The organism is Niveispirillum fermenti (assembly GCF_048066175.1).
Taxonomy (GTDB): domain Bacteria; phylum Pseudomonadota; class Alphaproteobacteria; order Azospirillales; family Azospirillaceae; genus Niveispirillum; species Niveispirillum fermenti.
The window spans coordinates 53853-70255 of the sequence record NZ_JBLTXA010000006.1; the positions used below are offsets into that span (position 1 = coordinate 53853).

The following is a 16403-nucleotide window of genomic DNA, read 5'->3' on the forward strand; positions in this document are numbered from 1 at the left end:
AGGGGAAAAAAGGTGAACAGAGTGACGGATGACGGCTTCCGGTTCCTGCCCGGCCATCTCGACCGGGCCGCGCAGGAAGCGCTGGTGGCAGTGGTGGCGCGAATTGCCGAAGAGGCGCCGTTCACCCGCTTCGTGATGCCGCGCACGGGCCGCCCCTTTTCAATCGACATGACCAATGCCGGGAGCCTGGGCTGGATCGCGGACCGGCAGAGCTACCGCTATTCGCCCGTGCAGCCTGCCAACGGCCGGCCATGGCCGGCCATCCCGGAACCGCTGTTGCGCCTGTGGCGGGACCTGTCGGGCTATGCCCATGATGCCGAATGCTGCCTGATCAACCATTATCGGGGCGAAGGAGCGCGGCTTTCCCTGCACCGGGACGAGGATGAGGAGGATTTCGACGCCCCCATCGTCAACATCTCGCTGGGCGATACCGGGATTTTCCGTCTGGGGGGCCCGGCCCGGCGCGACCCCACCCGTTCCTTCGCCGTGGAGAGCGGCACGGCCATGGTCTTCGCCGGGCCGTCACGCATGTTCTATCACGGCGTGGACAGGCTGCGCGTCGGGTCCAGCCGGCTGCTGCCGGAAGGCGGGCGCCTGAACCTGACCCTGCGCCGTGTGACACGGGGATAGCCGGGGCGGGTCGGAAAGGGGCGCACCCGGCAGCCGCTGCGTCAGGCGGGCGCCGTCTTGCGGGCCAGCCGCGGTTCGCCGAACAGGAAGCCCTGCCCGAAATCGATATAGAGATCCAGCAGTTCGATCACCTGGGCCTCGGTCTCCACCTTCTCCACGATCAGGTCGATGTTGCTGCGGTCCAGTTGCTGGCGCAGGTCGCGCACGGCCCGCGGGTCCGCGAAACGGCCATCGGGGTCCAGCAGCCGCGCGGCATCCAGCTTCACGAAACGGATATCGTGGCGGGCCAGTTCGGTCCAGTCCATGTCCAGGCTTTCCACCTGATCCATGGAAAACCGGAAGCCCAGCCGCCGCAACCCGTCCAGGAAACCCGTCGCGAACAGCCCCCCCTGCATCAGGTCCTGCTGCGAAAGCTCGAACACCAGCTTCGCCGCCAGATTGGGCATCTGGCCCATATAGGACACGAATTCATGCATGAAGGCGGCATCGTTCAGCGTCGCGGCGGAAAGGTTGCAGAAGAAGCCGACATTCTGGTGCCGCTTCTCCGTTTCCCGCAGCAACTGCATGCAGCGGAACAGCAGCAGATTGTCGATGGTGGCCATCAGCCCGGCTTCCGCGGCCAGCCCCAGATATTGCTCAGGCAGGAGATAGTGTGGCTGGCCCGCCGCATCCTTCCCGGCCCGGATGCGGGAAAACAGCTCGTAATACCGGTGCCGGCGCTGCGGCAGGCTGACCACGGGCTGCAGGAACACATCCACCTGATCGGTGCGCAGCGCCTCGCGCACCTGGTCCAGGATGGCCTGGGGATCGGGGCCGGGGGGTGACGGGACCGGGCGGGCCGTGAACAGCGGGCCGGCCGGTTCCACCACAGCGGGCGGGGTCGCGCGGGGTGAGGGGGCAGGCAGCCGGTCGGCCAGCCGTTCCAGCACCCGCGCCTCCGACAGCACGGCCGCCACCTCCGTCCGCTCCGGTGCCGGCGGGCGGGCTTCCACATCATGCAGCACAGCCAGTTCGGCACGCAGATCGGCCAGCGCCGTCTCCATGTCCCACAGGCGTTCTTCCAGCCGCGCCCGTTCGTCCCGCCGGGCCCAGAATTCATGCAGCAGCCCGCCGAAGACCAGGATCACCAGACCGAACAGCAGGCCGCCATGCCCGCCGAGCCCCGGCGCCGACAAGGGCAATGACAATGCCACGACAAGGGCCAGCGCCGTATAGACGGCGGCGAACACCAGATGGCGGACCCAATGCATGCGGCACCCCCTCTTATCGGCCACGCACACCGATGCGCCCCACCGATGCGTCATCGCCACGCATCATCGCGGCGCCGGTGATCCCTGTTCCGCGCGGTGTGCCGCCCCCACCGCGTCACCGACATGGGCGAACCCGTCCTCTGCCAGCCGGCGGACCAGATCGGCCTTGATCCGCGCCACCAGCGCCGGCCCCTGATAGACCAGGGCGGAATAAAGCTGCACCAGGCTGGCGCCGGCCCGGATCTTGGCATAGGCATCCGCCCCGGAAGCCACACCACCCACCCCGACCAGCGGCACCTTGCCGCCCAGCAGGCCGAAGAATTCGCCCAGCACGCGGGTCGAGGCCTCCATCAGCGGCCGTCCCGACAGACCGCCGGCCTCCGCAGCCAGCGCCGACGGGATGGCGGCTGGCCGGGCCAGCGTCGTGTTGGACACGACCAGCCCGTCGATGCCGCTGTCCAGCACGACGGCGGCGATGTCGGCCTTGTCCTCGTCCGTCAGGTCTGGCGCCACCTTCAGCAACAGCGGCGGCCGGGAACCCGTGCCGTCCCGCGCCTCCAGGCACTTGCCCAGCAGGTCGGCCAGCGCATCGCGCGATTGCAGCGTGCGCAGCCCCGGCGTGTTGGGAGAGGACACATTGACGACGAGATAGCCGGCCAGCGGGGCCACCCGGCGGATGCAGGCGGTATAATCGCTGGCGGCGTCCACCGTGTCCTTGTTCTTGCCGACATTGGCGCCGACGATGCCGGGCCGGCTGGCCCTGGCCGCCAGCCGCGCAGCATAGGCGTCCAGGCCCTGGTTGTTGAAACCGAACCGGTTGATCACCGCCTCCGCCGTCGGCACACGGAACAGGCGCGGACGGGGATTGCCATCCTGGGGCCGGGGGGTGACGGTGCCGCATTCCACGAAGCCGAAGCCCTGACGCAACATCGCGTCCGGCACCTCCGCATTCTTGTCGAACCCGGCGGCAAGCCCGATGGGATTGGGAAAATCCAGCCCGAACACGCGCGTGGCGAGACTGGGCGCCTCGCTACCGCCGGCACCGGGGACCAGCCCTGTCTTCAGCGCGGCAACCGTCAGATTGTGCGCCTGCTCGGCATCCATCGCCATCAGGAAGGGGCGGGCCAGGGGGTAAAGGTCGATCATGCGTTTCCTCCCGCCATGTCTTCTCCCACCATGTCTTCTCCCACCACATGGGCCGGCAAATGGTGCAACCCGTCGGGCCCCAGGGGCAGCGGATCGACGCGCAGCACGGCAGCCAGCGATAGCGGGCCGTAGAGATGGGGGAAAAGGGCACCGCCGCGCGACGGCTCCCACTTCAGTGCGTCGCCGCAGGCATCGCCATCAACGGTCAGCAGCAGCAGGCCGTCCTGGCCCCGCCTGTGTCTGGCGGCACTTTCCGGCAACTGGGCACCGGTGGAAAAATGGATGAAGCCGTCGGCCCTGTCCTGGGACGAGCCGTCATAGCGGCCAAGGGCCTGGGCGGCCTGCCATTCATCGGCGCGGCACATGTGGAAGATGGGGGCGGCCATGATGTCCGTTTGATGCGACGGGAAAGGGTTGGAACGACTGGCGCCACCCTAATCCGAAAGGGCCGCGACTGCCAATGGCCCTACGCATCGTGCAAGAGAATGCACGCCGGCCTTTACCAACATCAAACAGCATGTATTCGGCAAATAACGGCAAATCTATACGTCTGCACAGTGGCCGCCCCTTAAGAATCCTGTCTATAGTTAATCATCCACAGGGCGGGCCGGTGTTGCGACCATCGGCCCAACCAACCAGTACCAGGAGTATCCGTCATGAAGGACGTGGTCCGCATCTTCCCCGAGATCAATGAAACCATGCTGAGCGATCGCATGCGTTTCGCCTTGAATGAGGTGGAACAGATGGGAACCCGCGGCCTGACGGCGGTTCCCGTGAAGCCGACGCAGGAAATGCTGACCGCCGGCGCCCGCGCCGGCGGGATCAGCATCGAGATGGCCATGGCTGTTTATACAGCGATGCTCCGCGCCGCTGACTGATCAGGCTTTCCTGTCTGTCTTCATTATTTCTCTTCTTCTTCCCTTCTCCCTGTTCCGTAGCATACACCTTGCCGCCGTCCCCGGTACTTGCCAGGGACGGCGTTTTTTTATGTCCGGTAGAAATGAAAGCCCGCCAGCAGTGCGCGCGGTGCCAGCGCGGCAACGCCTGCGGGTACCGGATCGGCAATATCATGGAACCAGGTGGCCCCATCCACGGGATCTGCACCGCCGGCAAGCGCGCGGCGGGCCACCCGCAGGGCAGCGGCGAAGGCCGGGTCGGCACTGTCGGCCCGGCGCATCGCCTCATGGCGCGCATCGGCCGGGTCCCAGGCCGCGAACAAGGTGGGGTCGGACGCGATGCAGGCCAGCGTCCGCCCCGGAAAGAGGGTGCGGCGGTTCACCGCCATGGCGGCCAGCGCCTCCATGGCGCGGATGCCCCGTTCCCGCCCATGGGCCCAGATGGCGCGGGCCAGGGCATCGATGCCCGCATCGGGGCCGGGGCGGGCCCCAGCCCCTTCGGTCACGGCGAGCAGCACGGGCCGGCTCATCGCCCGCCCCCTTCGGCCAGCCGGCCATCCAGCTTGGTTTCGATGCGCAGCAGATGCGCCGTCAGCCGGTCTTCCAGCGCCGTGACGGCCGCGATGGAGGCATAGTTCTTGGCCACCTCCAGCTTGTAGGCGGCCAGGGCCTCGCGAAGCTGGATGGAGGTGGTCTCCAGCCCGCGCCGCAGCGGGTCGAGCGCCTGTTCATTCTCCTTGCGCGTCTGCTGCACCAGCCAGAACAGGCCGGCCAGGGCCGGCACCTCGATGGCCGTGATCCACCAGATGAGGTCCAGAGGGGGGGCGGAGGTCATGGTCGTGAAAACTCCTTGCGAGGTCGAAGCGGGTCGGGAATGCGCTATGCGGTGAAACTGCTTTCCACCTGCATCACGGCCATGCGCACGGCATCGGCCGGGTGCTGTGCCGGGCAGGTGGACAGGGCGCCGGCCAGGGCGTCCAGCCCGTCATCATGGCCCTTGCCGCCGGGCCGCCATTCGCGCATCTCGCGCAGCAGCGGCCCGGCAAACACGCTTTCATGGGCGAAAAGCCGGCTGTCATGCAGCGGCGCATCGATATGGCCCAGAATGCGGTCGGCCTTGGCCAGGGTGGAACGGACGGGCACCACCCGGGTTGCCACCTGCCGCGCCGCCAGCACGGCCCGCAGCGTTTCGGGCAGGAAGGCGCCGATGCCGTTCACCTCCAGATGGAGCACCGGCACCGCCATCTCCTTCAGCATGACGGCCAGTTCCTCGCACTGGGCGCGGCCGGCCTGCTGTTCCGCACCGGGCGGAACCTTCAGGTAAAGGGCGCGGTGGATGAAGAAATGCCCCTCCCCATCCTCCCCCAGCAGCACCGCGACGGAACCGTCGCCGGCCCGTCGCCGCTTGCGGTCGCGCAGGCCCACCGCCGGGTCCCACCAGACACGCAGGCTGCGCAGCCGGGTCTCCCCCAGGCGGTGGAAGGGCTGGCCCGTGCGCGGCATGGACAGGTCGTGGCGATAGGGCAGCAGCTTGTCGACGTCCAGCCGCCCGTCTTCCAGCGAGGCGGGCAACAGCATCATCTGGCTGGCGAACTTGTTGGCACCGGACCGGCGGCGGATGCGCTCGATGGCGGCGGCGGGGAACCGCTCGGGCCAGGCGCTGTCGCCCGCCGGCGTGTAGACGGGCTTCTCCAGCCGCTCGAACCCGTCCAGGAACGGCTCCTCCTCCCCTTCCTCCGCATGGGCCTTGCGGCTGTAGATGGAATGGAAGGCGTGCGGCGTGCCGATATAGAGAAGGGTGCCGCCGGGCGACAGGACATAGGCGATTTCCGCCAGGCGCTGGCGCAGTTCCTGACGCTTGTCGGCCGTGGCGCTGGTGTTGGGCACCTCCACATCGTCACAGACGACGATATCGGCATGGCTGCCCGTGATGTTGGCCGCAATGCCCTTGGCCAGCATGGACGGGTCGCGGATCACCTTGTCACGCGCGATGGTGAATTCCTCCGCCCCCCACAGGTCGGGCTTCTGCGGCTTCATGCCCTGACAGTCGGGATGGCGTTCGATGATGCGCTTGACGGTGCGCACCATCTTCTTGGCCAGCCGCGTTTCCGCCGCCAGCACCAGGGTACGGCGGTTGGGGTCCAGATACAGAAGCCAGGCGCAGAACAGGCCGACCAGGGTGGATTTGCCGCTGTCACGGAAGGCCAGCAGCAGCAATTCCCGCGCCCCCGCCCGCCAGCGCCCCTCCAGCCAGGCGGCCATGTCGGTGTGCAGGGCGGGGGTCTGCATGCCCTGTTCGCCATTCCAGCATTCCAGGAAGGCGTGAAAGCTTTTCTTGTCGCCGTCATCCATCAGGTGCGCCCGACAATGTGCCAGGCGCTGCCGTTGGACAGCAGGCAAAGCCCGTCATGCTGGCCGGCCAGGACCTGCGGACCGCCATCGGGGCCGGCCGTGCCGTCGCCACTGGTGACCGTGACGGGATTGGCGGACGGGTCCGTCTTTTTCACGCCCAGCCGGATGCCGGCATTGGCCGCATCCGGGGCGGGCAGGCGCAGTTCCACCGGCCCCGCGAAGGCGGAGACGAGGTAATGCTCGGCGCCCAGATCGGGCTGGAACAGGCCGGCCGCCTCGTGGAAATGGATGGTGGCCGGCGGCCGGCTGGCCCCCGTAACCCACCAGCCCGCCCCGTTGGAGAGGACGGTCACCTGCTCATGCGGCTTGCCCAGGCGCCAGACGCGCCCGTCCGGCCCCGTGCCGGCCGCCGCCGTCACCGTCACGGCGCCGTCGGACGGGTCGGATTTCTTGATGGTGATGCGGCGGCCCACGGCCTGCACGGCCGACGGGGCGGGCAGGCGTACCTCCACGGCTCCGGCCGCACCGGACACGAGATACAGATCCTTCATCAGGTCAGGTTCGAACAGGCCGGCCATGTCGCGGAAGGCGGCGTTGGCCGGTGCGCCGGTGCGCGCCGTGACCCACCAGCCGGCGCCGTTGGACACGACCGACACATGGTCGTAGCGGCTGGCCAGCAGCACGGGCCGGCCATCCGGCCCCGCCCCGCCCAGTTCGCTGACCGTGACGGGGTTGTCACTGCTGTCCGTCTTCTTGATATGCAGGATGCGGCCATTGGCCGTGTCCGCCTTGGGAAGCCGGAATTCCACGGCCCCGCCGAAGGCGGAAACCAGATGCGTGGTGAAGCCCAGATCGGCCGCCACCAGCCCGCCCGTGTCGGGTTCGACATAGGTGGTCTCCACACTGAGCCCTTCCACCCGCAGGTCGGTGACATGCGTCTCCTTCAGCAGGTTGCGCAGCGGATAGCCGGCATTGACGGCTGTATAGGCCCGTGCCTGGGCCGTATCCCAGATGGGCTGACCGCCCGTGGCGCTGAACAGGTTGACGATGCTGGTGTTCTGCGATCCGTTGTCGATGCGGATGCCGGGCACCGCACCCAGGCTCTCGGCATAGAAATTGACGATCAGGTTCTGGTCGGTGGCCGACCCCAGCCGCAGGCAGGCCTGCGCGCCGGGATGCAGGTTCGCCTCGCAATCGGTGAAGCTGTTGTTGAAGCGCCCGGCGGAAATGAAGAAGCCGCAGCCGCCGATGGGCGCGGCCAGGCTGTAGACGCGGACATCCTGGAACTTGTTGGCATTGGGCGTGTCCCCGTCGCCCTCCACCGTGAACAGCACGCCATGCGCCTGCGGGCGCGCCACCAGCACGCGGGCCACATGGTTCCAGTAGCAGGGCCGGTTCGTGTCGTGATAGCCGTCCAGGACGATGCCGTTGACGGTGTCCCAGATGGACAGGTTCTCCACGACGTTCTTCACGGCCGGCCCGTCGCGCCCATAAAGCTTCACGCCCGTGGCCCCGCCGACGATGCGCAGGTCGCGCAGCGTGGCATAGCCGTCCACCAGTTCCACGGCGTTGAAGGGGCTGGGATATGTGGGCAGGTTCACAGGATCATAGGCCTCTGCCCGCGCCTGGATGACGCTGCCCTCCCCCTCGCCATAGAGCGTGTGGCCATAGCCCAGGGTGATGGGGGCGCTGGTGCGGTAGGTGCCGGCCGGCAGGAAGACCGACCGATGCGCGGCAAGGGCTGCAAGGATGGCGTTGGTATCGTCGGCGATCCCGTCACCCACGGCCCCGAAATCCCGGGCCGACACCTGGTCGCGCAGCTTGTCCGCCACGGCGCGGGTGACAGCGCCGGCCCCCAGGGCAGCAACCGTCGCGGTGGCCGGCAGGCTTTCCAGCGGCAGCGCCACGGGATTGCCGCCCGCATCGAAACCCAGCGCGGTGCCGGCCCGCACGGCACGGTCGGGCAGCAGGCTGGCCGAAGGCAGATCGGTCGCCGCCGCCTTCAGCATGCGGGCCTGATCGGCCGCCAGTTGCTGCACCATGGCGGTCAGGCGGTTGAGCTGTTCGTTCAGGCTGCGGGCGGCCAGCGGTCCGCTTTCCAGGAAATCGGCCTGCCGGTCCAGCACCATGCGCCGTTCGATGGTGACGATGGTCCCGGCCGGCGGCGGGGTATCCAGTTGCACGGCACCGCCCGCCGGATCGCCCAGCCCTTCCAGCATGAAGCCGGACCCATGCGGGGCGGCATCCAGGAAAAGCGACAGGTCGCCGGAACCATAGACGGGAAAGGGAAAGGCGAAGCGGGTGGCGGCCCCGTCGGCGACATATTGCGCACGCGGGCTCGCCGCCGGAAGGGGGGCGGTGGACATGGAATGTCTCCGGATCTCGTGTCGGGGGAAATCATGGCGGCCGGCACCGGCCGGAGGGCGGGCGGCGTCAGAAACCCCGCGCCAGCTTTCCAGCCGCTGGCGTTCCTGCTGGCGCGTCAGGTCCAGCAGGTTGCGGCGGTCCAGCACCTCCTCTTCCTCGGCAAGGGCAGCCAGGCGCAGGGCGTCCAGGCGGTCGGCGTCGCGGTCCTCCGCCGCCGCGGCGCGCTCCCGGCCCAGGATGATGGCCTCGCCCGATCCATCGGCCGTGCTGATGCCCTGGGCGCCCAGCGCGGCACGGGTGCGACCGGTTTCCTGGCGCAGGGCCCGGCTGCGGCGGCGTCCGTCAGCCCCGGCCTCGACCTGGATGCGGTCGGCGGCCAGCGCGTTGCGGCGGGAAAGCGCCTCCACCTCCGCCGCCTGGCGGGCCGTCAGGTCGGCCGTCTCGGCCTCCTGCCCGGCCAGCAGTTGCGCGCGCTCCCGCCGCCTGCGGCCGGATTTGCCGATGCCCAGCAGGTCGCCCGTCCGCTCAACGGTCCGGCCGACGCTGTTGACGGTGCCCAGCGTGGCCAGGACCGGCGTCGTGATCCCACCCATCAGTCATTCACCTTCATTTCATGGGTTACGGACAGAAGCGTGAAGGGCAGCGGCCGCGCCTCGGCGATGCGCCAGGGCGGGCCGCTGCGGCTGGCGGACCAGCCCAGCGTGGTCAGCCGCCTGTCGCCCGTGAAGGCCGGGGCGGGGCCCGCCGCCAGCGCGGGGCCGGCGGCGCGCCGGAGCGGCACCTCCACCGGCCCCTGCCCCAGGTCGGCGCGCAGCGCGGGCGTGTCCTTCAGCCGGAAGGTCACCGCCAGCAGGCGCGCACGCCGTCCCTGTCCGTCCGCCGCCAGCAGGTTGGGCGGCATGGGTTCGATGATATGCGTGAAGGCCAGCCCAGCCTGCACCGCGGCCGCCGCCTGCGGCAGGCGGATACGGCCGGCTGCGACGGGGGCGACCGGCGTCACGGCCCCGTCGGCCAGCACGGCCAGCGTGCCGTCCGCCTGCACGGCCAGCAGCAGGCGGCGGAACCGGTCGAACTCCATATCGACCGTGCCGGGCAGGATGGGCCGGGTGGTCAGCGTCAGGTCGGCCGCGGAATAGGATTGCTCCAGGTCGGTCCACAGGAAATCGCGGATCGATCCGTCGGCGGCCGCGAACAGGGTGCCGCCATCGATTTCCTGCGGCGGGATGTTGCGGTTCGCCACGCTGCCGATCCGTGTCTGCCGGTCCAGCCGGATGGCGGACGGGGTCAGGGGCTGGCCCGTCACGGCCCATTCGCCGCCCGTCGTGAAAACCTGCAGGTGCCGGCCGGAATGGACGGCGCGGATCGGGTTCACCTCATCGGACAGGATGGCGAACTCGATGGCGCTGTCATCCTCCCCCTCGCCCAGGTCGAAATTGAACAGGTCGCCCGATTTCGACAGCCACAGCCGGTTGGGCAGGTCGCGCGATCCGCCGATCACCAGCCTGTCCTGGTGGAAGGCCACGGAAATGGGCCAGCCGCGCTGCGGGCTGAACGCCGCCTCGTCCCAGTCGCGCGTCGGGTCGGTGTGGGGCAGCGTGTCGGCAAGATCGATCTCCGCTTCCCGCTCCGACCGGACGGCGGCGATGCGCCCCGGCATCCGGTGGATGCGCAGGGGCGCCCCCTCGTGGTCGGGCGTGAAGACGGGCGCCGATGCGCGCAGCCGCACCCGGCCCGTCGTGCCCGACGGGGTCAGGGTGATGGCCGCGTCGGCAAAGCGGAAGAAGGGGATGCGGGGCCGCCCCTCCTCCTCCGCGAAGCTCCAGGGTTCCAGGGTCCATTGACCCGGACCGCGCCGGCTGATGCGGCGCGGCGGCACGTCCGGATGGCAGACCAGCAGCACGTCGCCGCTCTGTGCCCAGTTCAGGCCGGGCAATTGCGCCAGGGTCCATTGACCCGGACCGCGCCGGCTGATGCGGCGCGGCGGCACGTCCGGATGGCAGACCAGCAGCACGTCGCCGCTCTGTGCCCAGTTCAGGCCGGGCAATTGCGCCAGGGTCCAGGGTGCCGGCAGCGTGGCCTGCAGGCTGTCATCACCGAAGACGGACAGAAGCCTGTCGGTCAGCACCAGCAGATGCGTCTGCTCGGTATTGAAGGTGAAGGCGATCAGGCGGCCGGGCCCCGGCGCGCGGGCGATGAAGCCCGTGCCGGGCCGGCGACGCACCCCGCCCGTGGGTTCGATCAGCACATTGGTCAGGGCCAGGGCGCCATTCTCGAACGCAGCCAGATCGCCGCGGCCCAGCAGGTCGGGGCTCACACAGCCCCCGGTGAAACTGGTCTTGATGCTTTTCAGCCGCGTCATGACAGGCGGGCCTCGATCAGGGTGAAATCCTCGAAGCCCGGCTGGCTGTCCTGGGACGTGTCGGCCAGCCGGGCGCGGCGGAACTCCGCTTCGGCATGCTTCAGCAGGCTGTCGGCGCGGGAACTGTTCTCGGTCAGCGGAATGCAGAATTCCGCTGCGAGCCGGGCGATCAGCACACCGTCGAAGAAGGCGGGAAACCGCCCCTCCCCCACACGGCCGACATAGGTCAGGGTGACCAACGGCGCATCGGCCAGCAGCGCCCCTTCCTGGATGCGGTAGGAAAGGCCCCGTCCCCGCCCGCCGGTTCCCAGCGAAAGCGCGCGCAGAAAATCATCCGGCAGGGCGAAGGCGTGGGCGAAATCGGCAACAGGCATGCCGGCCAGCCGGGCCAGCGCGGCCTGCCGCGTGGCAAAGCTCCAGCCATGGGCGGCCAGCAGGGCGTCGCGGGTGGGCGCATAAAGGGCGGCGGCCAGTTCCGCTTCGGCCGTGCCGTCCTGGAAGGAGGTAATCGGGTTCGCCCCGACCTTCAAAAGCGCGCGGGCGCACAGCCCGACCGCGGAATAGGCCATGATATGGGCTCCTCGGGGGATACTGCCGTTTCCCGGTGAGTTGTATTCACCGGGAAACGGGATTAAGGAGGCGAAGCCCCCTCCCCCGTCATCCCGAACGCTGCCGGAACGGGGGGGCGGGGGAAGGCTGCCGGTCAATCGGTATCCGTCGCCCCGACCTGCGTCAGATCGGCGGTATCGACCGTGCCGCCGGCATTGGCATTGACCAGCAGGATGCCGGACACGGGCGTGCCGCCCACCCCGGTATTGGCCAGGATCATGTCGCCCAGGCGCAACATGTGGCTGACCGCGTTGAAATAGCCGGCCAGCCGCACGGCGGTATGGGCGTCGGGCGTGCTGTAATGCCAGAGCGTGAAGCCGTTGGCATAGGCCAGGACCGACAGGTCCTGCGGAACAAAGGACATGCTTGAACTCCTTCGGATGGAAGGGAGGGGCCGCGGTCCTGGAGCGCAGGTGATGCCGCGCCCCGGACCGCGCGCATCACTCCTTGCAGCGCAGCGTGACGACGCCGGTGGCGTCGATCAGGCAGGCACCCTGGGACATCATGTTGTTCACGAAATGTGCCGCGCGGTCGCCGTGCCAGGTGATGTCGCTGGACACGTCGGCGCCGCTGGCATGGCCCACGGCCGTCTTGTGGTACCAGTGGCACAGGCGGACATTGCCGGCCGCCAGCGTCAGACCCGAATGCGGCATCCACAGCGTGCCAAGCCAGCGCTTGGCCTGCGTGCCGCGCCAGGGCAGTTCCCCCTCGCCGACATAATCGGCATTGGCGAACTCCTCGATGCCCAGCAACTGGCTCCATTGCTTCCAGCCCACCACGGCATGGCGCTGGCCGTCGTCGGGCACGTCGGCGGCCCCCATCATCTCGAACGCCGCCAGCACCTTGTCCCTGGTCAGGCCGTCCCCGTCGCTGCCGGCAAAGCTGGCACCGGCATCCAGGCTGGCGATGATCAATTCATCGGTCTTGCGGCCCAGCGCATAGGCGCCCGCATTGGCGATGACAGTCCGCTCGTCGATATTGGTCTTCAGTTCGTCCAGCTTGTCGACCCAGTCGCCGGCATAATAATCGACCAGGCCGCATTCCACGGTGCCGTGGTCCAGGTTCATGACCGGAACGCTGCCATGGCGCGACTTGGTGCCGGCGACACCCTTGCCGACCTTCTGGAAGACCGTGGTCGCGCCCTTCACATTGTTCTTCGACCGCACCGTGGCCCGAAGCTTGGAGCCCAGGCGCTGATAGGCCTCATGCACTTCACGTTCATATTGCTTCACGAACGATTTCTCGATGTCGGTGGACATCCTGCGACCTCATTCCTATGTTGAATGCAGCCGTCGCGGTTGCCGGGCGGGGGCCGGCCGCATGTCGGGCAGCGATGGGGGAAGGTCCGGACAGACAGGTGAATGTCGAGTACTGGCCCGCAGATACGCGGGTTGCCAGCAGTGACAGGGTGTCCGGACCGTGAAAATCGGGGTGATGCCAACCCCCTGTCACCAAATGGCCTGCAGCCATGGATCGGGCGTTGGTAGGTTTTTATAGGATTATTATCCGATATCTGTCAAGCAAAAAACGATCACCCTGCCGCCGGCCTGTTGCTAGGTTATAGGCGGACAACAACCCCTGATAGGAAAATACATGCTCGACCTCTATGAACCGCGGCTGTTCGTGCCGACCTACCGCGCGGTGACGGTCGGGCGCTGGCGGGTGAAGATGGCCGATCTTCTGCTGTGCAAAGGGTACTGGAGCGAGGCGCGCCTGTGCCGGAACATGGCGGGTCTGTTGCGGCGGAACGAAGGCGGCCTGGAACAAACCTGGATGTCCACCACGCCGATGGAGATCGAAAGCCAGGAACTCGGCTGTCTGCATGCACACGGCCATGTCGTGATCATGGGCATGGGCATGGGCTGGTGTACGGCGGCGACGGCCATGAACCCGGCGGTGACAACCGTCACCACCGTCGAGCTGGACCCGGCCGTCCTGGAGCTCATCGCCGAGCTGGGCGTGCTGGACCAGCTTCCACCCGATGCGCGGGCCAAGATCCGCACTGTCAATGCCAACGCCCATGATTATGTGCCGGACCGGCCCGTCGATCTGCTGATGCCCGACATCTGGCAGCCCCTGATGAATGACGGCAGGGTGGAGGAGGTGCAGGCCATGACAGCCAACTGCAAGGCGCCGCTCGTCTATTTCTGGGGCCAGGAACTGGAGATCGCGCGCCATGCCCGCCTGTGGGGCTACCCCCTGGACCGGGATGGCGTGCGGGCCACGGTGGCAAGGTTCGGCCTGCCCCTGTTGCTGCCCGATGATGTGGATTATCCCGACCTGATCGCGCGGGCGGCCAATCAATGGATGGGCAATGACTGGTTCCCCCCGGCCTGAATGGCGGCCAGCAACCGGATCGCCGCGTCCCCGCGCTCACGCCCGGAACCGCAGTTCCACCTTCAATCCGGGTGCGTCGGGATCGTCGCGGGCGTCCGACAGGTGGAGTGCGGCATCATGCAGCCAGGCGACGGCGGCGACCAGCGACAGGCCCAGCCCGTGGCCCGGCGTGCCCCGATGCGCCTCCAGCCGCACGAACCGTTCCAGCACCTTTTCCCGCTGGCCGGCGGGAATGCCGGGTCCCTGGTCCGCCACGCACAGGACCGGGCGCCCGTCCGCGACGGCGGCCGATACCGAGACGTGGCCACCCTCGGGGCTGTATTTCACGGCATTCTCGATCAGGTTGCTGATCACCTGCGCCAGCAACTGGCGGCTGCCCTGCACCAGTACGGGGGACGAGGCCGTCACATCCATGGACAGGCCCCGTTCCTCGGCCAGTGGCTCGTACAGTTCCGCCACCTCCGCGGCCAGGGCGGCCAGATCCACCTTGGTGAAATCGTCGCGCGCCCGGCCTGATTCGGCGGCGGCAATGGTCAGGATGGCGTTGAACACGCCCAGCAGCCGGTCGATCTCCGATATGGCCTGTTCCAGCGTGGTATATTGGCCGTCCGACAGGGTCTGGTCGCGCTGGGCCAGTTCCAGCCGGGCCCGCAGGCGCGACAGGGGCGTGCGCAGATCGTGGGCGACATTGTCGGTCACCTGCCGCATGCCCAGCATCAGGCGCCCGATCTCGTCCAGCATGCGGTTCAGCTTGGTCACCAGCTGGTCGATCTCGTCCCCCGACCCCGTCACCTGCATGCGGTCGGCGAAGGACCCGGCCGTGATGCGATCGATGGTGCGGTTGATGCTTTCGATCCGTTCCGACACGCGGCGGCTCATGATGACCGCGCCCAGCGTGCCCACGGCGATGGCCAGCGACACGGCCCAGATCAGGCCCGTCAGCAACTGCCCCCGCAGCAGATAGCGGTCGGTCATGTCATGGCCGACCAGCAGCCAGCCGACATTGGGAACGGGCAGGATAACGCCCACGGCCTGGCGCTTGCGGCCGGGTTCCTTGCGGCTCTTGATGTCGAATTCGATCCAGCCCGACCCGATATCGCCCGACGGCCACCGGGCCAGGTTGCCCGCAATGATGTCATGGCTGGGGGAGGTCAGGGCATAGATCATGTCCGTCCGCCCGTCCGATGCCCGTTCCGACACGACGCGCAGCAGGCCCATGAGCCCCCGCTCGTTCAGCACGGTGGACAGTTCCTCCACCTCCCGTAGCACGGTGTCCTCCGTGTGGCGGTTGATGAAGCCGGCCGTGAACCAGTAGACGACGGACAGCACCACCACGATGGAGACGGTGAAGACCCCCATATGGAAGGCGGCCAGCCGGAAGCTGGTGGTGCGGAGGAAATTGAACCTACTCACGCAGGACGTACCCCGCCCCGCGCACCGTATGGATCAGCGGGACCGGGTGGTCCTTGTCGATCTTCTGGCGCAGCCGCGCGATATGCACGTCGATGACATTGGTCTGCGGATCGAAATGATAATCCCAGACATTTTCAAGCAGCATGGTGCGCGTAACGACATTGCCCGCATTGCGGATGAGATATTCCAGAAGCTGGAATTCCCGCGGCAGCAGGTCCACGGGCCTGCCCGCGCGCTTCACGGTGCGGGCCAGCAGGTCCATCTCCAGATCGGCAATCTGGAGCTTGGTGGTGGGCGCCGCGCCGCCCCTGGACCGGCGCTGCATCACCTCCAGCCGGGCCAGCAGCTCGGCAAAGGCGAATGGCTTGGTCAGGTAATCATCGGCCCCGGCGCGCAGGCCCTTCACGCGGTCATCCACGCTGCCCAGCGCGGACAGGACCAGGGCCGGCGCCTCATTGCCCGTGGCGCGCAGCACCTCCAGCAGCGACAGCCCGTCCCGGCCCGGCAGCATGCGGTCGACGACCAGCGCGTCATAGGGTTCGGAGGCTGCCAGGAACAGGCCGTCGCGGCCATTGTCGGCATGATCGACCACATGGCCGGCCTCCTTCAGGCCTTTGACCAGATAATCGGCGGTGGCGCGGTCGTCTTCGATGACAAGGATCTTCATGATTGGCGCATCCTAACGCTTCTGGCGCCCGAAAAGAAGTGTGGCCGGGCGGTGGGGGCCGCCCGGCCACAGGGGACGAGAGAGACTACGATGTACTACAAGGGAAGCGTCGGCGGGGGTCGGAGAGTGGGGAAGCGACCCCCGCCAACTTCTGGTCTGGACCGCCGGGCGGGGGGGTGTGGGGCTCGGTGCCCGTCGATCCATGACTGCACCTTAGCCCCGCCCCGCTGACAGCCGCCTTTCGGGAAGATGAACAAAGTTTCATGATGCCCGGCCTTGAATCCGGCCGGACAATGACCCCCGATCCCGGCCCGGGGACGGCCCGGCGGGATGACAGATTTTTCATACGGCTGTCAGGGCGCTGTCGTCAGGGCGGG

General features: G+C 68.1%; 16 protein-coding genes. 3 read left to right on the forward strand and 13 right to left on the reverse strand.

Annotated elements, in window-relative coordinates; all coding sequences use genetic code 11:
• The first annotated feature begins 12 nt into the window (after window positions 1-12).
• The gene (locus tag ACM9LZ_RS08050) at window positions 13-630 is read left to right on the forward strand and encodes an alpha-ketoglutarate-dependent dioxygenase AlkB family protein (protein ID WP_416618869.1); all 618 of its coding nucleotides are present in this window, start codon (window positions 13-15) and stop codon (window positions 628-630) included.
• 41 nt (window positions 631-671) lie between these two features.
• Here ACM9LZ_RS08050 and ACM9LZ_RS08055 read toward each other — a convergent pair whose 3' ends face one another.
• The 3 genes from ACM9LZ_RS08055 to ACM9LZ_RS08065 all read right to left on the reverse strand — a co-directional run bounded on the left by ACM9LZ_RS08055 (window position 672) and on the right by ACM9LZ_RS08065 (window position 3412).
• Window positions 672-1880 (reverse strand): EAL domain-containing protein, encoded by a 1209-nt coding sequence (locus ACM9LZ_RS08055; protein ID WP_416618870.1) that lies wholly within the window; start codon window positions 1878-1880, stop codon window positions 672-674.
• A gap of 63 nt (window positions 1881-1943) precedes the next feature.
• A complete protein-coding gene (locus tag ACM9LZ_RS08060; RefSeq protein WP_416618871.1) occupies window positions 1944-3026 on the reverse strand; it encodes a quinone-dependent dihydroorotate dehydrogenase in 1083 nt (360 codons plus the stop codon).
• Window positions 3023-3412 (reverse strand): DUF952 domain-containing protein, encoded by a 390-nt coding sequence (locus ACM9LZ_RS08065; RefSeq protein WP_416618872.1) that lies wholly within the window; start codon window positions 3410-3412, stop codon window positions 3023-3025. The genes ACM9LZ_RS08060 and ACM9LZ_RS08065 overlap by 4 nt, the downstream gene beginning before the upstream one ends.
• Before the next feature lie 270 nt (window positions 3413-3682).
• Here ACM9LZ_RS08065 and ACM9LZ_RS08070 point away from each other — a divergent pair, with 270 nt between their 5' ends.
• Window positions 3683-3904 (forward strand): hypothetical protein, encoded by a 222-nt coding sequence (locus ACM9LZ_RS08070; protein ID WP_416618873.1) that lies wholly within the window; start codon window positions 3683-3685, stop codon window positions 3902-3904.
• Between the two features lie 107 nt (window positions 3905-4011).
• Here ACM9LZ_RS08070 and ACM9LZ_RS08075 read toward each other — a convergent pair whose 3' ends face one another.
• The 8 genes from ACM9LZ_RS08075 to ACM9LZ_RS08110 all read right to left on the reverse strand — a co-directional run bounded on the left by ACM9LZ_RS08075 (window position 4012) and on the right by ACM9LZ_RS08110 (window position 12868).
• Window positions 4012-4452: a cell wall hydrolase gene (locus ACM9LZ_RS08075; protein ID WP_416618874.1), complete on the reverse strand. Its 441-nt coding sequence runs from the start codon at window positions 4450-4452 to the stop codon at window positions 4012-4014.
• On the reverse strand, window positions 4449-4757 hold the full coding sequence (locus ACM9LZ_RS08080; protein ID WP_416618875.1) for a hypothetical protein: 309 nt from the start codon (window positions 4755-4757) through the stop codon (window positions 4449-4451). Before ACM9LZ_RS08080 ends, ACM9LZ_RS08075 begins: the two co-directional genes overlap by 4 nt.
• A 44-nt stretch (window positions 4758-4801) precedes the next feature.
• Window positions 4802-6274: a phage terminase large subunit gene (gene terL / locus ACM9LZ_RS08085; RefSeq protein ID WP_416618876.1), complete on the reverse strand. Its 1473-nt coding sequence runs from the start codon at window positions 6272-6274 to the stop codon at window positions 4802-4804.
• Window positions 6274-9234: a glycosyl hydrolase family 28-related protein gene (locus ACM9LZ_RS08090; protein ID WP_416618877.1), complete on the reverse strand. Its 2961-nt coding sequence runs from the start codon at window positions 9232-9234 to the stop codon at window positions 6274-6276. Before ACM9LZ_RS08090 ends, terL begins: the two co-directional genes overlap by 1 nt.
• Window positions 9234-11000: a phage tail protein gene (locus tag ACM9LZ_RS08095; RefSeq protein WP_416618878.1), complete on the reverse strand. Its 1767-nt coding sequence runs from the start codon at window positions 10998-11000 to the stop codon at window positions 9234-9236. The genes ACM9LZ_RS08090 and ACM9LZ_RS08095 overlap by 1 nt, the downstream gene beginning before the upstream one ends.
• Window positions 10997-11569: a phage connector family protein gene (locus ACM9LZ_RS08100; RefSeq protein ID WP_416618879.1), complete on the reverse strand. Its 573-nt coding sequence runs from the start codon at window positions 11567-11569 to the stop codon at window positions 10997-10999. The genes ACM9LZ_RS08095 and ACM9LZ_RS08100 overlap by 4 nt, the downstream gene beginning before the upstream one ends.
• A gap of 134 nt (window positions 11570-11703) precedes the next feature.
• Window positions 11704-11973 (reverse strand): hypothetical protein, encoded by a 270-nt coding sequence (locus ACM9LZ_RS08105; protein WP_416618880.1) that lies wholly within the window; start codon window positions 11971-11973, stop codon window positions 11704-11706.
• 76 nt (window positions 11974-12049) lie between these two features.
• Window positions 12050-12868 carry a phage capsid protein gene (locus tag ACM9LZ_RS08110; RefSeq protein WP_416618881.1) on the reverse strand — a complete coding sequence of 273 codons (819 nt, stop codon included), beginning with the start codon at window positions 12866-12868 and terminating at the stop codon, window positions 12050-12052.
• A 334-nt stretch (window positions 12869-13202) separates the two neighbouring features.
• Between ACM9LZ_RS08110 and ACM9LZ_RS08115 the strand changes: the two genes are divergently transcribed.
• Window positions 13203-13946: a hypothetical protein gene (locus ACM9LZ_RS08115; RefSeq protein ID WP_416618882.1), complete on the forward strand. Its 744-nt coding sequence runs from the start codon at window positions 13203-13205 to the stop codon at window positions 13944-13946.
• Between the two features lie 36 nt (window positions 13947-13982).
• On the opposite strand, the gene ACM9LZ_RS08120 is transcribed toward ACM9LZ_RS08115, so the two are convergent.
• Complete coding sequence (locus tag ACM9LZ_RS08120; RefSeq protein ID WP_416618883.1) at window positions 13983-15359, reverse strand: sensor histidine kinase; 1377 nt, start codon at window positions 15357-15359, stop codon at window positions 13983-13985.
• The gene (locus ACM9LZ_RS08125) at window positions 15352-16026 is read right to left on the reverse strand and encodes a winged helix-turn-helix domain-containing protein (RefSeq protein WP_416618884.1); all 675 of its coding nucleotides are present in this window, start codon (window positions 16024-16026) and stop codon (window positions 15352-15354) included. The genes ACM9LZ_RS08120 and ACM9LZ_RS08125 overlap by 8 nt, the downstream gene beginning before the upstream one ends.
• Between the last annotated feature and the right edge of the window lie 377 nt (window positions 16027-16403).

What these genes read in the sequence shown, in the direction of transcription:
- ACM9LZ_RS08055 (WP_416618870.1), bottom strand. Translation starts at nt 1,880, where the DNA reads ATGCATTGGGTCCGCCATCTGGTGTTCGCCGCCGTCTATACGGCGCTG.
- ACM9LZ_RS08060 (WP_416618871.1), bottom strand. Translation starts at nt 3,026, where the DNA reads ATGATCGACCTTTACCCCCTGGCCCGCCCCTTCCTGATGGCGATGGAT.
- ACM9LZ_RS08065 (WP_416618872.1), bottom strand. Translation starts at nt 3,412, where the DNA reads ATGGCCGCCCCCATCTTCCACATGTGCCGCGCCGATGAATGGCAGGCC.
- ACM9LZ_RS08070 (WP_416618873.1), top strand. Translation starts at nt 3,683, where the DNA reads ATGAAGGACGTGGTCCGCATCTTCCCCGAGATCAATGAAACCATGCTG.
- ACM9LZ_RS08075 (WP_416618874.1), bottom strand. Translation starts at nt 4,452, where the DNA reads ATGAGCCGGCCCGTGCTGCTCGCCGTGACCGAAGGGGCTGGGGCCCGC.
- ACM9LZ_RS08080 (WP_416618875.1), bottom strand. Translation starts at nt 4,757, where the DNA reads ATGACCTCCGCCCCCCCTCTGGACCTCATCTGGTGGATCACGGCCATC.
- terL (WP_416618876.1), bottom strand. Translation starts at nt 6,274, where the DNA reads ATGGATGACGGCGACAAGAAAAGCTTTCACGCCTTCCTGGAATGCTGG.
- ACM9LZ_RS08090 (WP_416618877.1), bottom strand. Translation starts at nt 9,234, where the DNA reads ATGGGTGGGATCACGACGCCGGTCCTGGCCACGCTGGGCACCGTCAAC.
- ACM9LZ_RS08095 (WP_416618878.1), bottom strand. Translation starts at nt 11,000, where the DNA reads ATGACGCGGCTGAAAAGCATCAAGACCAGTTTCACCGGGGGCTGTGTG.
- ACM9LZ_RS08100 (WP_416618879.1), bottom strand. Translation starts at nt 11,569, where the DNA reads ATGGCCTATTCCGCGGTCGGGCTGTGCGCCCGCGCGCTTTTGAAGGTC.
- ACM9LZ_RS08105 (WP_416618880.1), bottom strand. Translation starts at nt 11,973, where the DNA reads ATGTCCTTTGTTCCGCAGGACCTGTCGGTCCTGGCCTATGCCAACGGC.
- ACM9LZ_RS08110 (WP_416618881.1), bottom strand. Translation starts at nt 12,868, where the DNA reads ATGTCCACCGACATCGAGAAATCGTTCGTGAAGCAATATGAACGTGAA.
- ACM9LZ_RS08115 (WP_416618882.1), top strand. Translation starts at nt 13,203, where the DNA reads ATGCTCGACCTCTATGAACCGCGGCTGTTCGTGCCGACCTACCGCGCG.
- ACM9LZ_RS08125 (WP_416618884.1), bottom strand. Translation starts at nt 16,026, where the DNA reads ATGAAGATCCTTGTCATCGAAGACGACCGCGCCACCGCCGATTATCTG.